19 protein-coding genes are annotated in these 20,041 nt (G+C 69.4%); 10 read left to right on the top strand and 9 right to left on the bottom strand.

The window, feature by feature from the left end; all coding sequences use genetic code 11:
• Nucleotides 1-42: 42 nt before the first annotated feature.
• Genes WIX39_RS04915 through WIX39_RS04905 form a run of 3 tightly spaced genes read right to left on the bottom strand, consistent with a single transcriptional unit; the run spans nt 43 to nt 3,985 of the window.
• Complete coding sequence (locus WIX39_RS04915; protein WP_199851978.1) at nt 43-1,428, bottom strand: L-serine ammonia-lyase; 1,386 nt, start codon at nt 1,426-1,428, stop codon at nt 43-45.
• Complete coding sequence (locus WIX39_RS04910) at nt 1,425-2,615, bottom strand: M20 aminoacylase family protein (RefSeq protein ID WP_409194599.1); 1,191 nt, start codon at nt 2,613-2,615, stop codon at nt 1,425-1,427. The genes WIX39_RS04915 and WIX39_RS04910 overlap by 4 nt, the downstream gene beginning before the upstream one ends.
• 29 nt (nt 2,616-2,644) lie before the next feature.
• A complete protein-coding gene (locus WIX39_RS04905) occupies nt 2,645-3,985 on the bottom strand; it encodes a DUF3100 domain-containing protein (RefSeq protein ID WP_106936209.1) in 1,341 nt (446 codons plus the stop codon).
• A gap of 127 nt (nt 3,986-4,112) precedes the next feature.
• On the opposite strand from WIX39_RS04905, the gene WIX39_RS04900 reads away from it, so the two are divergent.
• Both WIX39_RS04900 and WIX39_RS04895 read left to right on the top strand, forming a co-directional pair.
• Nucleotides 4,113-5,081 (top strand): LysR family transcriptional regulator, encoded by a 969-nt coding sequence (locus WIX39_RS04900; RefSeq protein WP_106936210.1) that lies wholly within the window; start codon nt 4,113-4,115, stop codon nt 5,079-5,081.
• Nucleotides 5,082-5,137: 56 nt separating this feature from the next.
• The gene (locus WIX39_RS04895) at nt 5,138-5,596 is read left to right on the top strand and encodes a CopD family protein (protein WP_106936211.1); all 459 of its coding nucleotides are present in this window, start codon (nt 5,138-5,140) and stop codon (nt 5,594-5,596) included.
• A gap of 73 nt (nt 5,597-5,669) precedes the next feature.
• Here WIX39_RS04895 and WIX39_RS04890 read toward each other — a convergent pair whose 3' ends face one another.
• Entirely contained in the window at nt 5,670-6,908 is a 1,239-nt protein-coding gene (locus tag WIX39_RS04890; protein ID WP_106936212.1) for a CaiB/BaiF CoA transferase family protein, read from the bottom strand.
• Nucleotides 6,909-6,916: 8 nt separating this feature from the next.
• A complete protein-coding gene (locus WIX39_RS04885) occupies nt 6,917-8,116 on the bottom strand; it encodes an acyl-CoA dehydrogenase (protein WP_081267333.1) in 1,200 nt (399 codons plus the stop codon).
• A 190-nt stretch (nt 8,117-8,306) separates the two neighbouring features.
• Between WIX39_RS04885 and WIX39_RS04880 the strand changes: the two genes are divergently transcribed.
• Nucleotides 8,307-9,209, top strand: a complete 903-nt coding sequence (locus WIX39_RS04880; protein ID WP_081267332.1) for a LysR substrate-binding domain-containing protein — start codon at nt 8,307-8,309, stop codon at nt 9,207-9,209.
• 51 nt (nt 9,210-9,260) lie between these two features.
• Here WIX39_RS04880 and WIX39_RS04875 read toward each other — a convergent pair whose 3' ends face one another.
• Together WIX39_RS04875 and WIX39_RS04870 are read right to left on the bottom strand one after the other, a co-directional pair.
• On the bottom strand, nt 9,261-10,073 hold the full coding sequence (locus tag WIX39_RS04875) for a zeta toxin family protein (protein WP_106936213.1): 813 nt from the start codon (nt 10,071-10,073) through the stop codon (nt 9,261-9,263).
• Nucleotides 10,070-10,420, bottom strand: coding sequence for a hypothetical protein (locus WIX39_RS04870; protein ID WP_234382172.1), 351 nt, complete (start codon nt 10,418-10,420; stop codon nt 10,070-10,072). Before WIX39_RS04870 ends, WIX39_RS04875 begins: the two co-directional genes overlap by 4 nt.
• A gap of 98 nt (nt 10,421-10,518) precedes the next feature.
• Here WIX39_RS04870 and WIX39_RS04865 point away from each other — a divergent pair, with 98 nt between their 5' ends.
• A complete protein-coding gene (locus tag WIX39_RS04865; RefSeq protein ID WP_106936214.1) occupies nt 10,519-11,229 on the top strand; it encodes a 2OG-Fe(II) oxygenase in 711 nt (236 codons plus the stop codon).
• 191 nt (nt 11,230-11,420) lie between these two features.
• A complete protein-coding gene (locus tag WIX39_RS04860) occupies nt 11,421-13,355 on the top strand; it encodes an adenylate/guanylate cyclase domain-containing protein (protein WP_205367721.1) in 1,935 nt (644 codons plus the stop codon).
• Between the two features lie 9 nt (nt 13,356-13,364).
• Here the strand turns inward: WIX39_RS04860 and WIX39_RS04855 are convergent, their stop codons facing one another.
• Together WIX39_RS04855 and WIX39_RS04850 are read right to left on the bottom strand one after the other, a co-directional pair.
• A complete protein-coding gene (locus WIX39_RS04855) occupies nt 13,365-13,811 on the bottom strand; it encodes a YbaY family lipoprotein (protein WP_234382174.1) in 447 nt (148 codons plus the stop codon).
• A gap of 7 nt (nt 13,812-13,818) precedes the next feature.
• Nucleotides 13,819-15,822: an acetoacetate--CoA ligase gene (locus tag WIX39_RS04850; protein ID WP_205367719.1), complete on the bottom strand. Its 2,004-nt coding sequence runs from the start codon at nt 15,820-15,822 to the stop codon at nt 13,819-13,821.
• Between the two features lie 100 nt (nt 15,823-15,922).
• On the opposite strand from WIX39_RS04850, the gene WIX39_RS04845 reads away from it, so the two are divergent.
• Genes WIX39_RS04845 through WIX39_RS04825 form a run of 5 tightly spaced genes read left to right on the top strand, consistent with a single transcriptional unit; the run spans nt 15,923 to nt 20,015 of the window.
• Nucleotides 15,923-16,663, top strand: coding sequence for a TetR/AcrR family transcriptional regulator (locus WIX39_RS04845; protein ID WP_106936217.1), 741 nt, complete (start codon nt 15,923-15,925; stop codon nt 16,661-16,663).
• The gene (locus tag WIX39_RS04840) at nt 16,660-17,622 is read left to right on the top strand and encodes an ABC transporter substrate-binding protein (RefSeq protein ID WP_234382177.1); all 963 of its coding nucleotides are present in this window, start codon (nt 16,660-16,662) and stop codon (nt 17,620-17,622) included. Before WIX39_RS04845 ends, WIX39_RS04840 begins: the two co-directional genes overlap by 4 nt.
• Entirely contained in the window at nt 17,619-18,476 is an 858-nt protein-coding gene (locus WIX39_RS04835; protein ID WP_106936219.1) for an ABC transporter ATP-binding protein, read from the top strand. Before WIX39_RS04840 ends, WIX39_RS04835 begins: the two co-directional genes overlap by 4 nt.
• Nucleotides 18,469-19,239 (top strand): ABC transporter permease, encoded by a 771-nt coding sequence (locus WIX39_RS04830; protein WP_106936220.1) that lies wholly within the window; start codon nt 18,469-18,471, stop codon nt 19,237-19,239. The genes WIX39_RS04835 and WIX39_RS04830 overlap by 8 nt, the downstream gene beginning before the upstream one ends.
• Nucleotides 19,236-20,015, top strand: a complete 780-nt coding sequence (locus WIX39_RS04825) for an ABC transporter permease (RefSeq protein WP_205367717.1) — start codon at nt 19,236-19,238, stop codon at nt 20,013-20,015. The genes WIX39_RS04830 and WIX39_RS04825 overlap by 4 nt, the downstream gene beginning before the upstream one ends.
• Nucleotides 20,016-20,041: the final 26 nt, after the last annotated feature.

The following is a 20,041-nucleotide window of genomic DNA, read 5'->3' as shown; positions in this document are numbered from 1 at the left end:
TCTGCATTGCACAGTGAGCCGGCCATTCTGACGCAGGCTCGGTCAGCACTCCACCACGTTCACCGCAAGCCCCCCCAGCGAAGTCTCCTTGTAGGTGGACTTCATGTCTTCGCCGGTCTGCTTCATGGTGCGGATCACCGCGTCGAGCGACACATAGTGGCTGCCGTCGCCGCGCAGCGCCATGCGCGCCGCGTTGATGGCCTTCACCGCGCCCATCGCATTGCGCTCCACGCAGGGGATCTGCACCATGCCGCCGACCGGGTCGCAGGTCAGGCCCAGGTTGTGTTCCATGCCGATCTCGGCGGCGTTCTCGACCTGCGCCGGCGTGGCGCCGAGCACCGCGGCCAGCGCGCCGGCAGCCATGGAGCAGGCCACGCCCACTTCGCCCTGGCAGCCGACCTCGGCGCCCGAGATGGAGGCGTTGGCCTTGTAGAGCATGCCGATGGCCGCGGCGGTGAGCAGGAAGTCGACGATGCCTTCATCGCCCGCCTGCTGCACGAAGCGCTGGTAGTAGTGCATGACGGCCGGCACCACGCCCGCCGCGCCGTTGGTGGGCGCGGTGACCACGCGGCCGCCGGCGGCGTTCTCCTCGTTCACCGCCATCGCGAAGGCATTGACCCAATCCATCACCGCGAGCGGATCGGCCGCGCCGGCCTGCGCCAGCAGTTCGCGGTTCAGCTCCGGCGCGCGGCGGCGCATGCGCAGCGGGCCGGGCAGCGCTTGCGCGGCCAGCGGGTTGTCGATGCCGAAGCCGCGCTGCACGCACTGCTGCATCACGCCCCAGATGCGCAGCAGCCCGGCGCGCACTTCGGCCTCGGGCCGCCAGACGCATTCGTTGCGCATGACCAGCGCAGCCACCGACAGGCCGGTGGCGCGGCATTGCGCCATGAGTTCGTCGCCCGTGGAAAAGGGATGCGGCACGGCGGACGCGGCGGCCACCGTCTCGGCCACGGCCTGCCCGCCCTCGACGACGAAGCCGCCGCCGACCGAGAAATACGTGCCCTCGGCCAGCACGGCGCCTTCGGCCGAGAACGCGGTGAAGCGCATGGCGTTGGGGTGCTCGGGCAGCGACTCTTCGCCGCGAAAGGCGATGTCGCGCACGCGGTCGAAGGCAATGGATTTGCGGCCGAGCAGGTCGAGCCGCCCGGTGCGGCGCAGCGCCTCCAGCCGGGGCTGCACGGTCTCGGGCCGCACGGTGTCGGGCGCGTCGCCGAAGAGCCCGAGGATCACGCCCTGGTCGGTGGCGTGCCCGGGCCCGGTGGCACCGAGCGAGCCGAACAGGTCGGCATGCAGCCGCGCCACCTGCGCCAGCACGCCCTGCCGCTCGAGCGACCGGGCGAACATGAGCGCGGCGCGCATCGGCCCCACGGTGTGGGAGCTCGACGGGCCGATGCCGATCTTGAAGATGTCGAAGGCGGAGAGCATCAGCGCATCATGCCCTCATCCCCTGATGCAGGAAGCTGCTGCCTGACCAGCGCCACCCAGTAGGCCGCGCCCAGCGGCAGGATGTTGTCGTTGAAGTCGTAGTACGGGTTGTGCACGTTCGGGTCGTTCGGGCCTTCCCCTGCGCCGATGCCGATGTAGGCGCCCGGGCGCTTCTGCAGCATGAAGGCGAAGTCTTCCGAGCCCATGGCCGGCGGGATGTCGGTCTTGACCTGCGCGCGCTCGACCAGGCTGGCTGCGGCGGCCACGGCGGCATCGGTCTCGGCGGGCGTGTTGACCACGCCGGGGTAGCCGCGGCGGTAGTCGAGCGCCACCTTCGCGCCGTGCGTGGCGGCCACGCCGTCGCAGATCTGCTGCATGGCGGCCTGGGTCTTGTCCTGGATGGCGGCGTCGAGCGTGCGCACGGTGCCGCGCAGCACCACGGTCTCGGGAATCACGTTCCAGGTGTCGCCGCCGTGGATCTGCGTGACGCTGACCACGGCCGAGTCGGTCGCGCCGGTGCGGCGGCTCACGATGGTCTGCAATGCATTGACGAGCTGGGCCGAGACCACCACCGAGTCGATGCCGGTCTCTGGCATGGCGCCGTGGCTGCCCTTGCCGGTAATGACGATCTCGAAGGTGTCGAGGAAGGCCGTCATCGTGCCCTTGCGGATCGCGAACTGTCCGCGCGGCAGGCCCGGGAAGTTGTGCATGCCGTAGACGGCGTCGGCCGGGAACCGGTCGAACAGGCCCTCCTCCACCATCACGCGGCCGCCGCCTTCGTTCTCTTCGGCGGGCTGGAACACGAAGTGCACCGTGCCCTTGAAGGGCTTGTGGCGCGACAGGTGCTCGGCGGCGCCCAGCAGCATGGCGGTGTGGCCGTCGTGGCCGCAGGCGTGCATCTTGCCGGCGCACTTGGAGGCGTGCGCCTGCGTGCCCAGTTCCTGCATGTTGAGCGCATCGAGGTCGGCGCGCAGCGCGATGCTCGGGCCTTCGCCGTTCTTCAGCGTGCCGACCACGCCGGTGCCGGCCAGGCCGCGGTGCACCGGCAGGCCCATCAGCATCAGCGCGTTGGCGACGACGTTGGCGGTGCGGTGTTCCTCGAAGGCGGTCTCGGGGTTGGCGTGGATGTCGCGACGCCAGCTGAGCATGCGGGCGCGGGTGTCTTCGGCGATTTCGGGGTCGCGGTACATGGCGTGGGTCTCTCGTGGGGTTGTCGGGGTCAATGGAAGAATTCGGCGATCAAGGTCGCACCCAGGAAGGTGCCGGCCGTGGCGGTGAGCGACACCACCACGATGCGCCAGCCCAACTGGCGGAACACCGGCAGGTCCTTCGCGACCGAGAAGCCGGCCAGCGCCAGCACCGGCGTGGTGAAGGCCAGGAAGTTGAGCTTGGCGGTGATGGCGATCAGCGCGTCGGAAAACGGAAACAGCCCCGGAATGCCCGCCAGCGTGGCCACCACCGACAGCACCAGCACCATCGGCAGGCGCGGCACCAGCCGCTTGATGCCCTCGACCACCAGCGCGATCAGCACCACCGCCGCCATGCCTTCGAGCGACACCAGCACCGGCACCTTGTAGGTCAGCGAATTGCCGATGAGCACGCCGCCGCCCACCACCGTCCAGGCGATGAGCGTGTCGCGCAGCGACGTGGCGCCGCCGTGCGCCATGCTGACTTGCGACACCGCGCCCGTGCCCGCCGCGTCCTGCGCGCCGCGCTTCGAGAAGCGGCCCAGCACCGGCTCCAGCTTGCCGTAGAGCCACGAGCACAGCGGCAGCGACAGGAACAGCGTGAAGTAGAAGCCGGCCACGGTGGTCAGCAGGTTCGAGGCGGCCGCAATGGCGGTGAGCTGCGGCAGCATCTCGGCCGGCTGCTGCGCGGCGATGGCGCCCAGCGCGGCGGCCATCAGGCTGCCCGAGCCCACGCCGGCGCCCATGGCCAGCGAACGCGGATCGAAGATGTGCAGGCTGGCGATGAAGCCCGCCAGCACCGCGATGAAGAGCGCGCCCAGCACGGTGCCGGTGATGTACTCGGCCAGCACGCCGCGGCCTTCGGGCGAGGCCATGCCGTACTTCTCGCCGATGATCACCAGGTTGCCCTCGCGGCCCACCGAGAAGGTCGCGCCCACGGCCTCGCGCTTGATGCCCAGCAGCAGCGCCAGCGGCAGGCCCAGCGCCAGGGTGCCGAGCGCATGGCCGAACTCCTGGAACAGCAGCGCCCAGCCGGCCTGCCTGACCTGCGGCAGCGCGGCGCCCACCGTGAGGCCGAGCTTCACCACGAACAGCAGCAGGCCGGCGTTCAGCAGGCCGCCGGCCAGCGACTGCTCGGCCGTGGCCACGCGCACCGCGCCCGGCAGGCGGCGCTGCGCAATGCCCCACACGGCCGCGATCAGCAGCGCCCACAGCATCGGCAGCAGCGCCACCTTGCCGGGGCCGACGCTGAACTGCACCGGGCCGATGAGTTCGGCCGCGGCCACGATGGCCAGCGTGACGAGCACGAGCTTGAGTTTTCCGGAGGCGCTGGAGCGTACGGGTGCGGCAAGAACGGAGGCGGCAGAGGTCATGGGTGGGGCTTCTTCTGGCGGAATGCGGGCGAGTTTCCGCGTCCGGCTCTATTGCATCAATGACCGCAAATAGGGATATTCGATGCATTGAATGCAACACTCGCCACGAACTTCAGGAGACCGGGCCATGGACGACAAGCTCGACACGCGCCGCGTGCGCTACTTCATGCAGGTGCTCGACAGCGGTTCGGTGCGCGGTGCCGCCGACGTGCTGGACATGGACCCCTCGGCCGTCAGCCGCGCCATCGGCATCCTCGAGCAGGAGTGCGGCGTGCCGCTGCTGGAGCGCCACGGACGCGGCGTGGTGGCCACCGACGCGGGCGAGATGCTGGCCGGCTACGTGCGGCGCCAGAACAGCCAGAAGCAGCACCTCATGGCGCAGATGGACAGCATCCGCAAGATCGAGCGCGGGCACATCGACATCGTGGCGGGCGAGGGCTACGTCGACTGGCTCATGCGCCACAGCCTGCGCGACTTCATGACCACGCACCCGAAGATCACCATCGAGCTGGACGTGGCCAGCACCGACGAGATCGTGCGCCGCGTGGTCGAGGAGCGCGCCCACATCGGCATGCTGTTCCAGCCACCGAAGGACGACCGGCTCACCTCGCACCAGTCGCACCCGCAGCCCATCCAGGCGATGGTGCTGCGCTCGCATCCGCTCGCGCAGCTGGGCCGGCCGCTCAAGCTGGCCGACCTGCTGCCCTACCCCGGCGCCACGCTGCACCGCCACTTCGGCGTGCGCCAGCACATCGAGGCGGCGGAGGTCAGCGAGGGCGTGCGGCTGCCCGCGCTGCTGACCACCACCTCGTTCAGCGCGCTCGGCCATTTCGTGTCGGCCGGGCTGGGCTACACGCTGGGCACGCGCATCTCGCTCACGCCCAACGCCAACAGCCCCGAACTGGTGGAGCTGCCCATGAAGAACCCGCTGCTGTCGCAGGGGCGCTCGCACATCGTGTCGCGCCACGGCCGCATGCTGTCGCCGGCCGCGGCCGAATTGCTGCGCCGCGTGGTGGCCGACATGCGGGTCTATGCCGACGACACGCCCGCCAAGGAAAGACGCACGGCCGCGCGGGCCAGAAGCACCCCGGCCTGAAAGGGATGATCCGCCGCATTGCGCACATCGCCGCTTCGGTGTTCTGATCGGACCACATGTCCTACGTCATTGCACTCTTCATCCACCTGCTGTGCGCCGCCTTCTGGGTCGGCGGGATGGCGACCATGCACTTCGCGGTGCGCCCCTCGGCCGTCGCCACGCTGGAGCCGCCGCTGCGGCTGCGCATGATGGCCGCGACGCTGCGGCGCTTCTTCGTCGGGGTGGATGCGTCGGTCACGCTGCTGTTCGTGTCCGGCGTGGGAATGATCATGGCGGCAGGCGGCTTTCGCGGCCTGCACTGGCGCATCGAGGCCATGATGAGCATCGCGATCGTGATGGCCGCGATCTACGTCTACATCCGCGCCTCGGTGTTCCGGGCCATGCGGCGCGCGGTGGAAGAAAGCGCGTGGCCGGTGGCTGCCGCGCGGCTGGATACCGTGCGCAAGCTGGTGACGCTGAACCTGGTGCTGGGCGTGGCGGTGTTCGCGGTGGCGACCATCGGGCGCGCGGGCTGACGAAGGGCGTCAGGCGATTGCGGCCGCAGGCGCCGGAAGGCGCACCGGGCTCGCCGTGCCTGCGCCGTTTTTTTCAGACCACGCCGGCCGACCGCAGGGCGTCGAAGCGGGCGTCGTCGATGCCCATCTCCGCCAGCACCTCGCGCGTGTGCTGGCCCAGCGCGGGCGGCGCGTGGCGCAGCACGGGCGGCGTGGCCGACAGGCGCAGCGGACTCGCCACGCCGGTGATGCTGGCGATGCCGTCGCCCGCGTCGCGCGGCAGCGTGACCTTGAGGCCACGCGCCTGCACCTGCGCGTCGTCGAAGGCCTGCGCGATGTCGTTGATAGGGCCGCAGGGCACGGCCTTGTCCTCGAGCAGCGTGACCCACGCTGCCGTGGTGCGGGTGCGCGTGAGTTCTTCCATCATCGGGATCAGCACGCCGCGGTGCTTCACGCGAAGGGTGTTGGTGGCAAAGCGCGCGTCGCTCGCCCATTCCGGATGGCCCGCCGCTTCGCAGAAGCGCGCGAACTGGCCGTTGTTGCCGATGGCCAGCAGCATCGCGCCGTCCTGCGTCGGAAAGTCCTGGTAGGGCGCGAGGCTCGGGTGCGTATTGCCCTGGCGCCCGGGCGCCTTGCCGGTGTTGAGGAAGGCGCTGGCCTGGTTGGCGAGGATGGCCATGCCCACGTCGAGCAGCGCCATGTCGATGTGCTGGCCTTGGCCGGTGCGGTCGCGCACCTGCAGCGCCGCGAGGATCGCGGTGCTGGCGTAGACGCCGGTGAACAGGTCGGTCAGCGCCACGCCCACGCGCAGCGGGCCGCCGCCGGGCACGTCGTCGGGGCGGCCGGTGATGCTCATCATTCCGGTCATGGCCTGGATCATCAGGTCGTAGCCGGCGCGCTCCGCATAGGGGCCGTCGTGGCCGAAGCCGGTCACGCTGCAGTAGATGAGGCGCGGGTTGGCCGCGCGCAGGCTTTCCTGGTCGAGGCCGTATTGCTTCAGCCCGCCGGTCTTGAAGTTCTCCACCACGATGTCGGCCTGCGCCGCCATCTGCCTGAGCAGCGCCTGCCCGTCGGGCGTGGCCATGTCGACCGTGACCGAGCGCTTGTTGCGGTTGCAGGCGGTGAAGTAGCTGGCCTGGTCGGTGTCGTTGCCGTCGGCGTCCTTGATGAAGGGCGGGCCCCAGGTGCGCGTGTCGTCGCCGACGCCGGGGCGCTCGATCTTGACGACGTCGGCGCCCAGGTCCGCCAGGATCTGCGTGCACCACGGGCCCGCGAGCACGCGGGACAGATCGAGGACCTTGATGCCGTCGAGTGCTGCGGGCTTGTTGCTCATGCGTTCGATCAGTTCGCGAACGCCGCGATGCCGGTGATGGCGCGGCCCAGGATCAGCGCGTGGATGTCGTGCGTGCCTTCGTAGGTGTTGACCACTTCCAGGTTCACCAGGTGGCGTGCCACGCCGAATTCGTCGCTGATGCCGTTGCCGCCCATCATGTCGCGCGCCATGCGGGCGATGTCCAGCGACTTGCCGCAGTTGTTGCGCTTCATGATCGAGGTGATTTCGACGGCGGCAATGCCCTCGTCCTTCATGCGGCCCAGGCGCAGGCTGCCTTGCAGGCCCAGCGTGATCTCGGTCTGCATGTCGGCCAGCTTCTTCTGGATGAGCTGGTTGGCGGCCAGCGGGCGGCCGAACTGCTTGCGGTCCAGCGTGTACTGGCGGGCGCGGTGCCAGCAGTCTTCGGCGGCGCCCAGGGCACCCCACGAGATGCCGTAGCGGGCGCTGTTCAGGCAGGTGAAGGGGCCCTTGAGGCCCTGCACTTCGGGGAAGGCGTTCTCTTCGGGGCAGAACACGCCGTCCATCACGATCTCGCCGGTGATGCTGGCGCGCAGGCCGACCTTGCCGTGGATGGCGGGGGCGCTCAGGCCCTTCATGCCCTTCTCGAGCACGAAGCCGCGGATGGGGCCGACCGTGCCGCTTTCGCTGACTTCCTTGGCCCACACCACGAACACGTCGGCGATGGGCGAGTTGCTGATCCACATCTTCGAGCCGCTGAGCGAGTAGCCGCCCGGCACCTTCTTGGCGCGCGTGGCCATGCTGCCGGGGTCGGAGCCGTGGTCGGGCTCGGTCAGGCCGAAGCAGCCGATCCATTCGCCGGTGGCGAGCTTGGGCAGGAACTTCTGCTTCTGCGCTTCGGTGCCGAATTCGAAGATCGGCACCATCACCAGCGAGCTCTGCACGCTGGCCATCGAGCGGTAGCCCGAATCGACGCGCTCGACTTCGCGGGCGATCAGGCCGTAGGCCACGTAGTTGAGGCCGGGGCCGCCGTATTGCTCGGGGATGGTCGGGCCGAGCAGGCCGAGCGCGCCCATCTCGCGGAAGATGGCCGGGTCGGTCTCGCCGGTGCGGAAGCCTTCAGTGACGCGGGGCGCCAGGCGCTCCTGGCAGTAGGCGTTGGCCGCGTCGCGGATCATGCGTTCTTCGTCGGTCAGTTGCTGGTCGAGAAGAAGGGGGTCATCCCAGTGGAATTGCGCTTTGGCGGCCATGTGGCTGTCTCCGGAGAAGGGGGAAGAAAACAAAAAGAGGGGGATCGGTCGATCCTAGCCACGCGCAAGCCATGACGCAAACGAGGATTCCTCACCCAGATATGCGTTTGTAGAATGTCTTGCAAGATGTTCGGGCAGCGTCTTCATTGGCGAGCGCTGCGTTCCATTCATACTTTCCAGGCATACATGCATGCGCCGCAAGATCCCGCCCCTGCAGACCCTGGTGTGCTTCGACGCCGCCGCGCGCCACGAGAGCTACACGCGCGCCGCGCAGGAGCTGGCCCTCACGCAGAGCGCGGTGTCGCGCCAGATCGGCACGCTCGAAGCCTTCCTGGGCGTGGCGCTGTTCCGCCGCACACGGCACGGCGTGGCGCTCACCGCCAGCGGCGCGGCCTATGCGCGGCAGACGGCCAAGCGCCTCGAGGCCATGGAGCGCGACACGCTCGACGCGATGGCCCACCAGGGCGAAGGCGGCTCGCTCTCGCTGGCGGCCGTGCCCACCTTCGCCACCCGCTGGCTCATGCCGCGCCTGAAAGGTTTCGCGGCGCTGCAGCCCGACGTGGTGGTGCACATCGAGACACGCACCCGTCCCTTCCTGTTCGCGGATGCCGAGTTCGACGCCGCGCTCTACGCTGGCACGCCCGCGCAGGTCGAGAACTGGGCCGGCACGCATGCGCTGCTGCTGATGCACGAAGACGTGGTGCCGGTGTGCAGCCCCGCCCTGCTGCCGCGCGGCAAGGCCGTGACGCCGGCTGCCATCGCGAAGATGCCGCTGCTGCAGCAGAGCACCCGGCCCGACGGCTGGCGCCAGTGGTTCGACGCGCAGCAGATCGACGCACCCAACGCGCGCGGCGGACCGCGCTACGAGCTGTTCTCCATCCTCGCGGCCGCAGCGTCCCATGGCCTCGGCGTGGCGCTGATGCCGACGATGCTGGTGGCCGACGAACTGGCGCGCGGCGAGCTTGTCGTCGCATGCGCGCGGCCCCTGTCGGGCGAGCGCAACTACTACCTCGTCACGCCCGAGCGCGCCGACCAGCGGCCGCTCTTGAAGTTCTTCAGCGACTGGCTGCTCGGGCAGGCGCGGCAAGGGTGAGCGGCGGCGCGCCGGGCAGGTCGACGAGCGCTTGCGGCATCACGGCGGTGCTCATGGGGTGTTCCCGCCCAGCACTTGTTCCGGTGCAATCTTCTTCGGCGGCGAAATGCGCCGCGGCCTGAACGGCCCCGCGACCTTCTCCAGCCACGGATCGCACACGGCACGGAGTTGAGGATCGATCTTGAACTGCGGATCGCGCGCGTCGAACAGAACCGACTTCTTCGCCTGCGCCCGCACCAGCGCGAAGGCGTCTTTCTCGGAGCGGCTGTTGTCGAACATGAGCGTCATGTTCGCGATCTGCGCCGCATGCCCGACCGCCGCCTGCGTGCGGGGAAAGCGCTCGATGAGCTTCCTGCGGTCCACGTCGTGGCCGCCCTGCTGCTTGCGGGTGCTCACGCGAAAGACGGACATGTCGACCGACACCAGGCCGACGAAGAGCAGCACGACGAAATAGCCCGCCTGCTGCATCGCGCGGATGTCGTCCGCCTTGGATTCGTGGCCGCCGCCGGGCAGCGGCTTCCAGTGCGAGAAAACCGTCTCGAACGCGAAGGGCATGCGCTGGTCCATCACCAGGCTCTTGAAGGCGCGCACGCCTTCCTGCGACAGGATCTGCCACTTCAGGTCGTCGTCGCGCAGCTGCTGGGCCCAGGGCGGGATATGCCCGGTACGGGGGTCGGCGTCCGGCAGGATCGACATCATCATGCGATCGGCGTTGATGAGCGGCATGCGCAGCGACGCAGCCAGGCGCGAGTACCACAGCGTGGACTTGCCGGAGCCGTTGTGGCCGGCAAGAACGAAGGCCACCGGGCGCGGCCCCTGCGTCTGCTCGAGCAGCTTCTCGAGACCGGGTGGGCGGCGGCTCACGCCTTGCTCGCGCGGAACCTGCCGTCGACCAGCCGGCCGATCACCTGGGTACCGTCGGCGGACTCGCGGATGACCTTGGTCGGGTCCTGCGGGTAGGCGTAGTAGGCGAATATCCTGGCTGCGTTGGGTCCGCGAAAGACCACCGCCCTGTCGATGCCGGGCTTGTTGAGCGCACGGGCCGCCTTCTTCAGCAGCACCGTGGTGTTGTCCTCGGGGCGCACTGCCGGCCGCGCCGCCTTGCCGACCTTCACCAGCGCCATGCCGCGCCCCAGCGTCGCAACCGAGCGGCCCTGCACCAGTTGCCCCGTGGCGCTCGCACGCGCGGTCGTCGTCTTTTCTCTTGCCATGGCCGGATGATCGCTCAAAAACGGCGGCACGGCGCATGCCGCGGACCCGTGTCCGGAAACGGCGAGCGCAGGCAGTGCCGAAGCCGGAAACTCCGCGCATGACAAGCCCCGCCTCTCTCGTCGCAGCGCTCGACTGGCCCCGCATCGAAACCGAGCTCGCCAACCGCGGCTGCGCAACCACCGGCGTGCTGTTCACGTCGCAGGAGTGCGCCGCGCTCACGGCGATGTACGACCGGCCCGCCCACTTCCGCAGCCGCGTCGTCATGCAGCGCCACGGCTTCGGCCAGGGCGAGTACCAGTACTTCGCGAACCCGCTGCCGCCCAAGCTGGCCGCTTGGCGCGGCGCGCTGTACGAACGCCTCGCGCCGCTGGCCAACGCCTGGGCCGCCGCGATGGGCCAGCCCGCCGACTACCCGCCGGACCACGCCGCCTATCTCGCGCGCTGCCACGCAGCCGGCCAGTCGCGCCCCACTCCGCTGCTGCTGCGCTACCAGGAAGGCGACTACAACTGCCTGCACCAGGACCTCTACGGCGACCTGCAGTTTCCGCTGCAGCTCACGGTGCTGCTGAGCCGGCCGGGCGAAGACTTCACCGGCGGCGAGTTCGTGCTGACCGAGCAGCGCCCGCGCATGCAGTCGCGCGCCGAAGTCGTCTCGCTCGCGCTGGGCGAGGCGGTGATCTTCGCGGTCAACCAGCGGCCCGTGGTGGGCACGCGCGGCAGCTACCGCGTGACCATGCGCCACGGCGTGAGCCGCCTGCGCTCGGGCCGCAGGCACACGCTGGGCATCATCTTCCACGACGCGCGCTGAACGAGGGCTTTCCCGCACGGTCGTTCTACTTGTAGGGCGCGGCCGCATTCCCAGCCAAGACCGGCGAAAATCGCCACCGCATCAGGCACCCGCCAGGATCTCCGACACCAACGATCGGGGCCGCGGACTCGCCGGATGCCGATCCGCGCCTTCGTGGCGCGGGTGTGTTCGAGTGGTCGTCAGGGAGCTGTATGAACAAGAACTCGTCCGGGAATCCGGGTGTGGCGGGAAAGCCGCCTTTCGAATCCGCCGCCGCGGCACCGCCATCGAAGCGCTCGCGGCGCTTCAGGGTGGACGTGGGCACCATCGTCAGCGCGGTGGCGCTCACGCAGTCGCTGCTGCTGGTGTCGCTGGGCTATTGGGGGTCGCAGCGGCTGGTCTCGCGCATCGGCACTTCCGCGCACAAGGCCAACCACGACCGCACCGAGGACAAGGTGCTGGCCTTCCTGCAGAAGGCCGAGTCGGTGATCGACGCGGCGGGCAGCGCCCCCAGCCTGCGGCCCGCGGGCGAGCAGTCCGAGAGAACTTCGGAGCTGCTGTGGACGCTGCTGGCGCAATCGCCCGAGCTCGACAGCATCTACGTGGCCAACGAAGCCGGCCAGATGCTGATGGCGCTGCGCTACCCCACGCCCGCCATGCGCCACATAGAGCGCGGCCCGCAGTTCACCACCGAGACCTGGCACTACAAGCCGCCGCCCTCGGCCGAAGCCGACGTGCAGGACCGCTACGCCACGCGGCGCGTCGAGACCCTGCACAGCCGCTACGACCCGACGCAGCGCAGCTGGTATGTGCAGGCCCGCAAGGCACAGGGGCCGGTATGGACGCAGCCCTATGTGTTTGCCGCCGCGCAGGAACTGGGCGTGACCTACGCACTGCCAGGCAAGCGGCGCTACGCCGAGGGCGGCACGCAGGCGCTGGTGGTGGCGGGCGACGTGTCGCTGGGGCGCCTGTCGGGGTTCGTGCAGCAATTCAGCAGCAGCATCGGCCACGGCGAAAGCGCCCTCCTGAGCGCCGACTTCCGCGTGCTGGCGCGCAGCGATCATCCGGGCGTGCTCCACAAGCTGGAGCTCCCGTCGGGCGTGCTCGGCGCGCTGCATGCCCACATGCTGGCCGACGGCACCGCGGGCAGCCGCCACGACACCGAGTTTTCGTTCACGCACGAAGGGCGCAACTATCTGGTGCAGACCTCGTCCATTCCCAGCACGGGCTGGCAGCTGGTGAGCTGGGTGCCCGAAGACGTCCTGCTGGGCGACCTGCGGCATGCCGTGCTGCTGAGCCTGCTGCTCGCGCTGGCCTTCCTGGCGGTGGCGCTGTTCATGTCGCTCAAGCTGTCGAAGCTGGTGACATCGCCGGTGGAGAACCTCTCGCACATCGCGCGGCGCATCGGCCTGCTGGAGCTGGACAACCTGCCGCGCGAGCCCAGCCGCGTGCTCGAGATCCAGCACCTGGACCAGGCGCTGGACGATTCCGCGCGCAGCCTCAAGGCCTTCAGCAAGTTCGTGCCGGTGGATGTCATCAACCAGCTGGTCGCCGACGGCCATGCACTCGCGCCCAACGGCTCGCCGCGCCGGGTGACGGTGATGTTCAGCGACGTGGAGGGTTTCACCTCGATCTCGGAGTCGCTCGACACCGACGTGCTGGTGGGCATGCTGACCGAGTACTTCAACCTCGCGACGGCGGTGTTCGCGCGGCACGGCGGCATGGTCGACAAGTTCATCGGCGACGGCATCATGGTGCTGTGGGGCGCGCCCGCCGACCTGCCCGACGCCGAGTACAGGGCCTGCATGGCGGCCCTCGAGCTGCACGTGGAAATGGACGAACTCAACCGCCGGTGGGTTGAACAGGGCCTGCCCGAGTTCCGCACGCGCGTGGGCATTCACACGGGCATGGTGATCGCGGGAGTGCTGGGCTCGAACGACCGGCTGTCGTACACCGCGTTCGGCGACGTGATCAACGTGGCGAGCCGCATCGAGGGCATCAACAAGCAGCTGGGCACGCAGGTGCTGATGTCGGAGGTGACGTTCGCGGGCCTGCAGGGCCGGCTGCACACGCGCCGCATCGAGGAGCTCGTGGAGCTGCGCGGCCGGCAGACGCGCATGGTGCTCTACGAGCTGATGACTTCGTAGCGGCCCGCTCTAGCGCGGCGCCTGGGTGACGCGCACCAGCACCAGGTTGGCGCTGGTGCCGTTGCCCTGCGTGAGCACCGAATACTGCGTGTCGTTGATGAACAGCAGCTGGTCGCCGCGCGAGATGCGCGCCGACACGGCATAGCGCATGCGCGGATCGATGCGGGCCGCGTCCACCTTCAGCTCGTAGGCGAACGGCGGCTGCCTGCCGTCGGCCTTGAAGCGCTGCTCGGCCAGCACGGTAGAGGGCGCGTCCATGCGCGACACGTCGAGCAGCTGCACCACGATCTCGGCCGCTGGGTCGAGCGCGATGCGCTCGCGATAGGCGACGGTGCCGGTCACGCGCAACTGCGAGGCTCCAGCAGCCGCGCCGGACGACGAGGGCGCCGCGCAGGCACCCAGCAAAGAAGCGCCTGCCACGGCGGAAAACATGAGGAGGCCGGTACGTCTTTTCATCCGCCCATTATGCGGAGGCACGCTCCGCGGCGAAGGCCACATACCACTCGAGGCTTCCGGGGTTTGCCATCGCTTCGCGGTTGACCACCTTCTCCAGCGGCTGCCCCAGCAGCAGCTTCTTGATCGGCAGCTCCTGCTTCTTGCCGGATAGCGTGCGCGGAATCTCGCCCACCTGGAAGATGTCGTTGGGCACGAAGCGCGGCGACAGCGACGTCTTGATGGCGTTGTTCAGCCGCGCGCGCATGGCATCGTCGAGCGCCACGCCAGGGCGCAGCACCACGAACAGCGGCATGTAGCTGTCGCGGCCCAGGTACTCCAGGTCGACCACCATCGAGTCGAGCACCTCGGGCAGGCCCTCGACCGCGCTGTAGATTTCGCTGGTGCCCATGCGCAGGCCCTGGCGGTTGATGGTGGCGTCGCTGCGGCCGTAGATGATGCAGCCGCCGTCGGCGCCGATCCTGATCCAGTCGCCGTGGCGCCATACGCCGGGGTAGGTGTCGAAGTAGCTCGACAGGTAGCGCGCGTTGCCCTCGTCGCCCCAGAAGTACAGCGGCATCGACGGAATGGGCTGGGTGCACACCAGCTCGCCCACCTCGCCGATGACGGGCTGGCCGTCGTCGTTCCAGGCTTCCACGGCATGGCCGAGTTCGCGGCATTGCATCTGTCCCGGCACTTCGGGCAGGTCGCGGTTGCCGCCGACGAAGGCGCCGCAGAAGTCGGTGCCGCCGGAGATGTTGCACCACCACACGTCGGGGGAGCCCGCGTCGAGGATCTGCCGCGAGCCCCAGCGCTGAACTTCCTCGGGCAGCGGCGAGCCGGTGCTGCCGAGCGCGCGTACGGCCGACAGGTCGCCGCAGTCCTTGGCCACGAGGCCGGCCTTCATGCAGTTGGTGAAGTAGGCCGCGCCGGCGCCGAAGAAGGTGACCTTGTGCCGCGCCACGAAGCGCCACAGCACGCTCCAGTCGGGCTTCTCCTTGCTGCCCGCCGGGTTGCCGTCGTAGATGCAGATGGTGGCGCCGAAGGCCATGCCCGAGAGCTGCGAGTTCCACATGACCCAGCCGGTGGAGCTGTACCAGTGGTAGCGCTCGCCGAGGTTGTTGGCGCCGTAGCTCGCGCCCACGTCGTTGTGCAGGCCGCAGGCGTGCATGGTGAGGATGATGCCGCCCTGCCCGTGCACGATGGGCTTGGGCAGCCCGGTGGTGCCGCTGGAATAGACGATCCAGATCGGATGGTCGAAGGGCAGCCATTCGGGTTCGAAGGCGTTGACCTCGTCGTCGTAGCGGCCGACGGCGCGCGACCAGTCGATGTCGTGCGGCACTGCGTTGGCGGCGAAGGGCGACTTCACCAGCACCAGCTTCTTCACGCTGGGCAGCTGGCCGCGCAGCTCCCGCAGCACCGCGCTGCGGTCGAGCGGCTTGCCGCCGTAGTGCACGCCGTCCACCGCGATCAGCACCTTGGGCTCGATCTGGCGGAAGCGGTCGGCCACGGCGGCGGTGCCCATGTCGGGCGCGCACACGCTCCAGATCGCCCCGATGCTGGAGCACGCCAGGAAGGCGACCATGGTCTCGGGCACGTTGGGCAGGTAGGCCGCGACGCGGTCGCCGCGGCGCACGCCCAGCGCCCTGAGCGTGAGCGCGACCGACGCGACCTGGCGGCGCATCTCGGGCCAGGACATCTCGCGCACGTCGCCGCGTTCGTTGTCGCTCACGATCGCGGGCATGCCGGCCGCGTGCGCCGCATCGACGTGGCGCAGCACCTCGCGCGCGTAGTTGACCTGGGCGCCGGGGAACCACTGCGCGCCGGGCATGCGGCGCTCGGCCAGCACGGTGGCGCCGGGCGCGAGCGGCGTGGGGGACTGGATGGCGGCGTAGTCCCAGATGCTGCGCCAGAAGGCGTCGAGCTCGGTCACGGACCAGCGCCACAGCGCGTCGTAGCTGTCGAAGGAGAGGCCGCGCTTCTCGCGCAGCCAGTTCTGATAGAGGCGGATCTGGGGAATGTTGGGGGCGGGCATCCTGCAAGCGTAGCGCTGCGAACGACCGTGCTCAATCGGGGTTGACCTCAGGGTTTGTACGTGTGTTCAAGTTTTTTGTACAAGCGTTCAATACGCCCCGATGAGCACCCGCACACCGACCCACAGGCGCGGCGCCTCGCGCGCCGCGGCACCTGCCGCCGCCGAGACTGCCCGCCCCGACCGCAAGCACGCCATCCTGCTGGCGGCCGAGAAGCTTTTTGCGCGGCACGGCTACCACGTGGTCACCATCCGCCAGATCGCCGAGGAAGCCGGCGTGCCGCTGGCGCTCGTGGGCTACTACTACGGCCAGAAGCACGAGCTGTTTCACGCCATCTTCGAACACTGGGGCCACACCATCGAGGAGCGGCTCGCCGGCCTGGCCGCCCTGACCCTCGACCCCGAAGACGTGCGCACGCTGCCGCGCATCATCGAAGCCTTCACCGCGCCGGTGCTGGCGCTGCGCGCGAGCGCCGAGGGCGAGTACTACGCGCTGCTGGTGGCGCGCGAGCTGTACCACGCGACCGAGGAAGCCGACCGCGTGCTGCGCGGCTACTTCGACCCGCTGGCCGAGGCCTACATCGACGCGCTGCACATCGCACTGCCGCACGCCTCGCGCAGCCAGGTCGCCTGGGGCTACCAGTTCGCGCTGGGCTCGCTGCTGCACCACCTGAACGACAGCCGCATCGAACGGCTCTCGCGCGGCGAGAACAAGCGCGCCGACGCGGCCGTGGCGCCGATGCTCGTGAACTTCATCGTCGGCGGCCTGCGCGCCGCGCTGCCTCGCCCGAAGGCGGCCAGGAATCCATCCACGAAAACCATCCCACGGAGACAGAAGACATGATGACGAAGACCCCGGTGAAACGGCGCACCCTGTTGTTGTCGGCGCTCGCTGCCGCATCGGCCGCCGCCGCGCTGCCCGCGCTCGCGCAGTCCGCCACGAAGATCGTGTTCGGCTACACGGCCGTGACCGACTTCGCATCGGTGTTCGTGGCGGCCGAAGAGGGCTACTTCAAGAAGCGCAGCCTCGATGTCGAGCTCAAGTTCATTCCGCTGAACTCGACCATTCCGGCCGCGCTGCAGTCCGACTCGCTGCAGATCGGCGGGCCCACGCCGTCGGTGTTCCTGCAGGCGGTGGACGGCGGCCTCGACCTGGTGCTGGTGGCCGGCGGCGGGCTCACCTCGAAGACCATCACCGGCTTCGGCCTGGTGGCGCGCGCCGGCTCGGGCATCAAGAGCGCGCAGGACTGCGTGGGCAAGAAGATCGGCGTGCCGGGCCTGGGCGCCTTCCTGCACGTGACCTTCCGCGCATGGCTGAAGGACAGCGGCGTGGACTACCGCAAGGTCAACTTCGTGGAGGCTGCGTTTCCGCAGCATGCCGACCTGCTGCGAGGCGGATCGGTCGACGCGGTGGTGTCCGCCGACCCGTTCATGAGCCGCATCACCGAAAGCGGCGCAGGCTACGTGGCCTCGTACTACTCCACCTTCCTGCCCGAGAACAACCAGACCATCGTGCATGCGGCCAAGCGCGAATGGGTGGCGAAGAACCCGGCGGCGGCGCGCGCGTTCCGCGAGGCGCTGGTGGAAGCGGCCGCGTTCATGCAGCAGCCGAAGAACGACGCGAAGGTGCGCGCGGCCATCGGCAAGTACATCAAGCTGCCGCCCGAGGTGCTGGCCAAGGTGCAAGTTTCGCCGCCCGGCCCCGTGGTGACCGAGAAGCAGCTCGCCTACTGGACCGGGCTCATGAAGGAGCAGGACATGCTCAAGACGAACATCGACGTGGCGAAGCTGGTGGCCAAGTGATCTCGGCGCCCGCCCCTGTCACCGCGCGCGCCGCGCTGTCGGCGAGCGCATTCGATTCGCCAACCGGCCCCGCGATGCAAGCCACTCCCTTCCTGCGCTTCGACGGCGTGACCATCCGCCTCGGCGGCCGAGAGATCCTGTCGCCCACCTCGTTCGACGTGGCGCGCGGCGAATTCGTCTGCATCGTCGGCCCCAGCGGCTGCGGCAAGACCACGCTGCTGCGCGCGGCCAGCGGCCTCGTCACTGCCAGCGCGGGCGAGGTGCGGCGCAACGGCGTGAAGATGACCGAGCCCTCGCGCGAGGTGGCCTTCGTGTTCCAGGACTACGGCCGCGCGCTGCTGCCCTGGCGCACGGTGGAAGGCAACGTGAGCCTGGCGTTGGAAGCCGCCGGCGTGCCGACGGCCGAGCGCGCGCCGCGCATTGCCGATGTGCTGGGCAAGGTCGGCCTGGCCAGGCATGCGCACAAGTTCCCGGTGCAGCTGTCGGGCGGCATGCAGCAACGCGCGCAGATTGCCCGCTGCCTCGCGCAGAAGCCCGAGCTGATGATGATGGACGAGCCCTTCGGCGCGCTGGACGCGCTGACGCGGCAGAGCCTGCAGGACGAGCTGGCACGGCTGGTGCGCGACGACGGGCTCACGGTGCTGTTCGTCACGCACGACCTGGAAGAGGCCATCTACCTCGGCGACCGCGTGATCGCGCTGCAGGCCAACCCAGGTCCGGGCCGGCCCAGCCTCGCGCGGATGATCGACGTGAAGATCCCGCGTCCGCGCGACCAGCTCACGACCAAGGAGCATCCGGAGTACCTGCGCTTGCGGCGCGAACTCTTCGCCTTCATCGAGCAGGGCCATGACTGAGCGCGGCTTCTTTCGCTGGCTGCGGCCGTGGGTGTTTCCTGCGCTGCTGATCGGCCTCTTCGAGTGGTATGCGCGCCGCGCGGCTGCCCTGGGCAGCGATTCGCTCGCGCCGCCGAGTGCCGCGGCCAAGGCTTTCGCCGGCGCGGCGATGGACGGCTCGCTCTGGCAGGCCACCGGCTTCACGCTGGGCACCGCCGCGCTGGGCCTGCTGCTGGGCGCGGTGCTCGGCATTGCGCTGGGCCTGGTGCTCGGGCTCTCGCGCCGAGCGGCGCAGCTCGGGTCGATGTCCATCGAGGTGCTGCGCCCGGTGCCTTCGGTCGCGCTGATTCCGCTCGCGATGCTGGGCTTCGGCTTCGGCGTGCGCATGGAGCTGGCCATCGTCGCCTTTGCCACTTTCTGGCCGCTGCTGGTGCTGGTGCAGGCGGCGGTGCAGCAGGTCGAGCCCCGGCTGCTCGAGGTAAGCCGCGTGCTGGGGCTGTCGGCGCGCGAGCGGGCCTTCAAGATCGTGCTGCCCGCCATCGTGCCGCGCCTGTTCGTCGCGCTGCGGCTGGGCGTGGCGGTGGCGCTGGTGGTGGCCGTGACGGTGGAGATCGCGGCCAACCCCAACGGCATGGGCTACGCGATGATGATCGCGCAGCAGAGCTTCGACCCCGCGCTGATGCTCGCCTGGCTGGGCTGGATCGGCGTGGTGGGCTTTGCAATCAATGCCGGCATGCTGCTGTTGCAGCGCATGGTGGCGCGGCGGATGGGAGTGCAGCCATGAATGGCCGCGCGCATCTGAATCGCCTCGGCTCGCTCGGCGTGCTGCTCGCGCTGGTCGGGCTGTGGTGGGTGGCCAGCAACGCGGGCTGGGTCAGCCGCGTGTTCCTGCCCACGCCGCAGGCCACGTTCGCAAGCCTGCTCGAAGGGCTGAATCTCTCGGGCACCGGCGGCAACGGCGAACTGCTCGGCTTCACGCAGGCCACGGTGGGCCGGATGATCGAAGGCTGGCTGCTGGCCTCGCTGTTCGGCGTGCTGCTGGGCGCGGCCATCGGCGTGTCGCCCTCGGTGCGCGCCTGGGTGCAGCCGACGCTGGAGTTCATACGCCCCCTCCCCGCTTCCGCGCTGCTGCCGCTGGCGATTTCCATCTTCGGCCTGAACCCCGGCATGGTGCTCTTCGTGGTCGCCTTCGGCGCGATGTGGCCGGTGCTGCTGGCAACGGTGCACGGCTTCGCTGCGGTGGAGCCGCGCCTGTCGGAAGTGGCGCGCTGCCTGCAGATGTCGCGCGCGGCGTACATCTGGAAGATGGGCCTGCCCAATGCCATGCCCGACATCCTGGCCGGCATGCGCCTGGCGCTGACCATTGCGCTCATCGTCGCGGTGGTGGGCGAAATGATCGCCTCGCAAAGCGGCCTGGGCCAGGCCATCCTGCTGGCGGCGCGCGCTTTCCGCGCCAGCGACCTGTTCGCGGGCATCGTGCTGCTGGGGCTCATCGGCTTCGCGAGCAATGCGCTGCTGGCCTTTGCCGAACAACGCCTGCTGCGCTGGCAGCACCCCTGATTCCTTCGTCTTCCAACACCAACATC

This window comes from Variovorax sp. AB1(2024) (genome assembly GCF_037482385.2).
GTDB lineage: Bacteria > Pseudomonadota > Gammaproteobacteria > Burkholderiales > Burkholderiaceae_C > Variovorax.
The sequence above is the reverse complement of the archived record's forward strand: the minus strand, read 5'-3'. Positions and strand labels throughout refer to the sequence as shown.

Coding starts and splice junctions, on each gene's coding strand:
- WIX39_RS04865 (WP_106936214.1), top strand. CDS start 10,519: ATGACAAGCCCCGCCTCTCTCGTCGCAGCGCTCGACTGGCCCCGCATC.
- WIX39_RS04885 (WP_081267333.1), bottom strand. CDS start 8,116: ATGGCCGCCAAAGCGCAATTCCACTGGGATGACCCCCTTCTTCTCGAC.
- WIX39_RS04845 (WP_106936217.1), top strand. CDS start 15,923: ATGAGCACCCGCACACCGACCCACAGGCGCGGCGCCTCGCGCGCCGCG.
- WIX39_RS04855 (WP_234382174.1), bottom strand. CDS start 13,811: ATGAAAAGACGTACCGGCCTCCTCATGTTTTCCGCCGTGGCAGGCGCT.
- WIX39_RS04910 (WP_409194599.1), bottom strand. CDS start 2,615: ATGTACCGCGACCCCGAAATCGCCGAAGACACCCGCGCCCGCATGCTC.
- WIX39_RS04860 (WP_205367721.1), top strand. CDS start 11,421: ATGAACAAGAACTCGTCCGGGAATCCGGGTGTGGCGGGAAAGCCGCCT.
- WIX39_RS04825 (WP_205367717.1), top strand. CDS start 19,236: ATGAATGGCCGCGCGCATCTGAATCGCCTCGGCTCGCTCGGCGTGCTG.
- WIX39_RS04840 (WP_234382177.1), top strand. CDS start 16,660: ATGATGACGAAGACCCCGGTGAAACGGCGCACCCTGTTGTTGTCGGCG.
- WIX39_RS04870 (WP_234382172.1), bottom strand. CDS start 10,420: ATGGCAAGAGAAAAGACGACGACCGCGCGTGCGAGCGCCACGGGGCAA.
- WIX39_RS04905 (WP_106936209.1), bottom strand. CDS start 3,985: ATGACCTCTGCCGCCTCCGTTCTTGCCGCACCCGTACGCTCCAGCGCC.
- WIX39_RS04895 (WP_106936211.1), top strand. CDS start 5,138: ATGTCCTACGTCATTGCACTCTTCATCCACCTGCTGTGCGCCGCCTTC.
- WIX39_RS04900 (WP_106936210.1), top strand. CDS start 4,113: ATGGACGACAAGCTCGACACGCGCCGCGTGCGCTACTTCATGCAGGTG.
- WIX39_RS04830 (WP_106936220.1), top strand. CDS start 18,469: ATGACTGAGCGCGGCTTCTTTCGCTGGCTGCGGCCGTGGGTGTTTCCT.
- WIX39_RS04890 (WP_106936212.1), bottom strand. CDS start 6,908: ATGAGCAACAAGCCCGCAGCACTCGACGGCATCAAGGTCCTCGATCTG.
- WIX39_RS04850 (WP_205367719.1), bottom strand. CDS start 15,822: ATGCCCGCCCCCAACATTCCCCAGATCCGCCTCTATCAGAACTGGCTG.
- WIX39_RS04880 (WP_081267332.1), top strand. CDS start 8,307: ATGCGCCGCAAGATCCCGCCCCTGCAGACCCTGGTGTGCTTCGACGCC.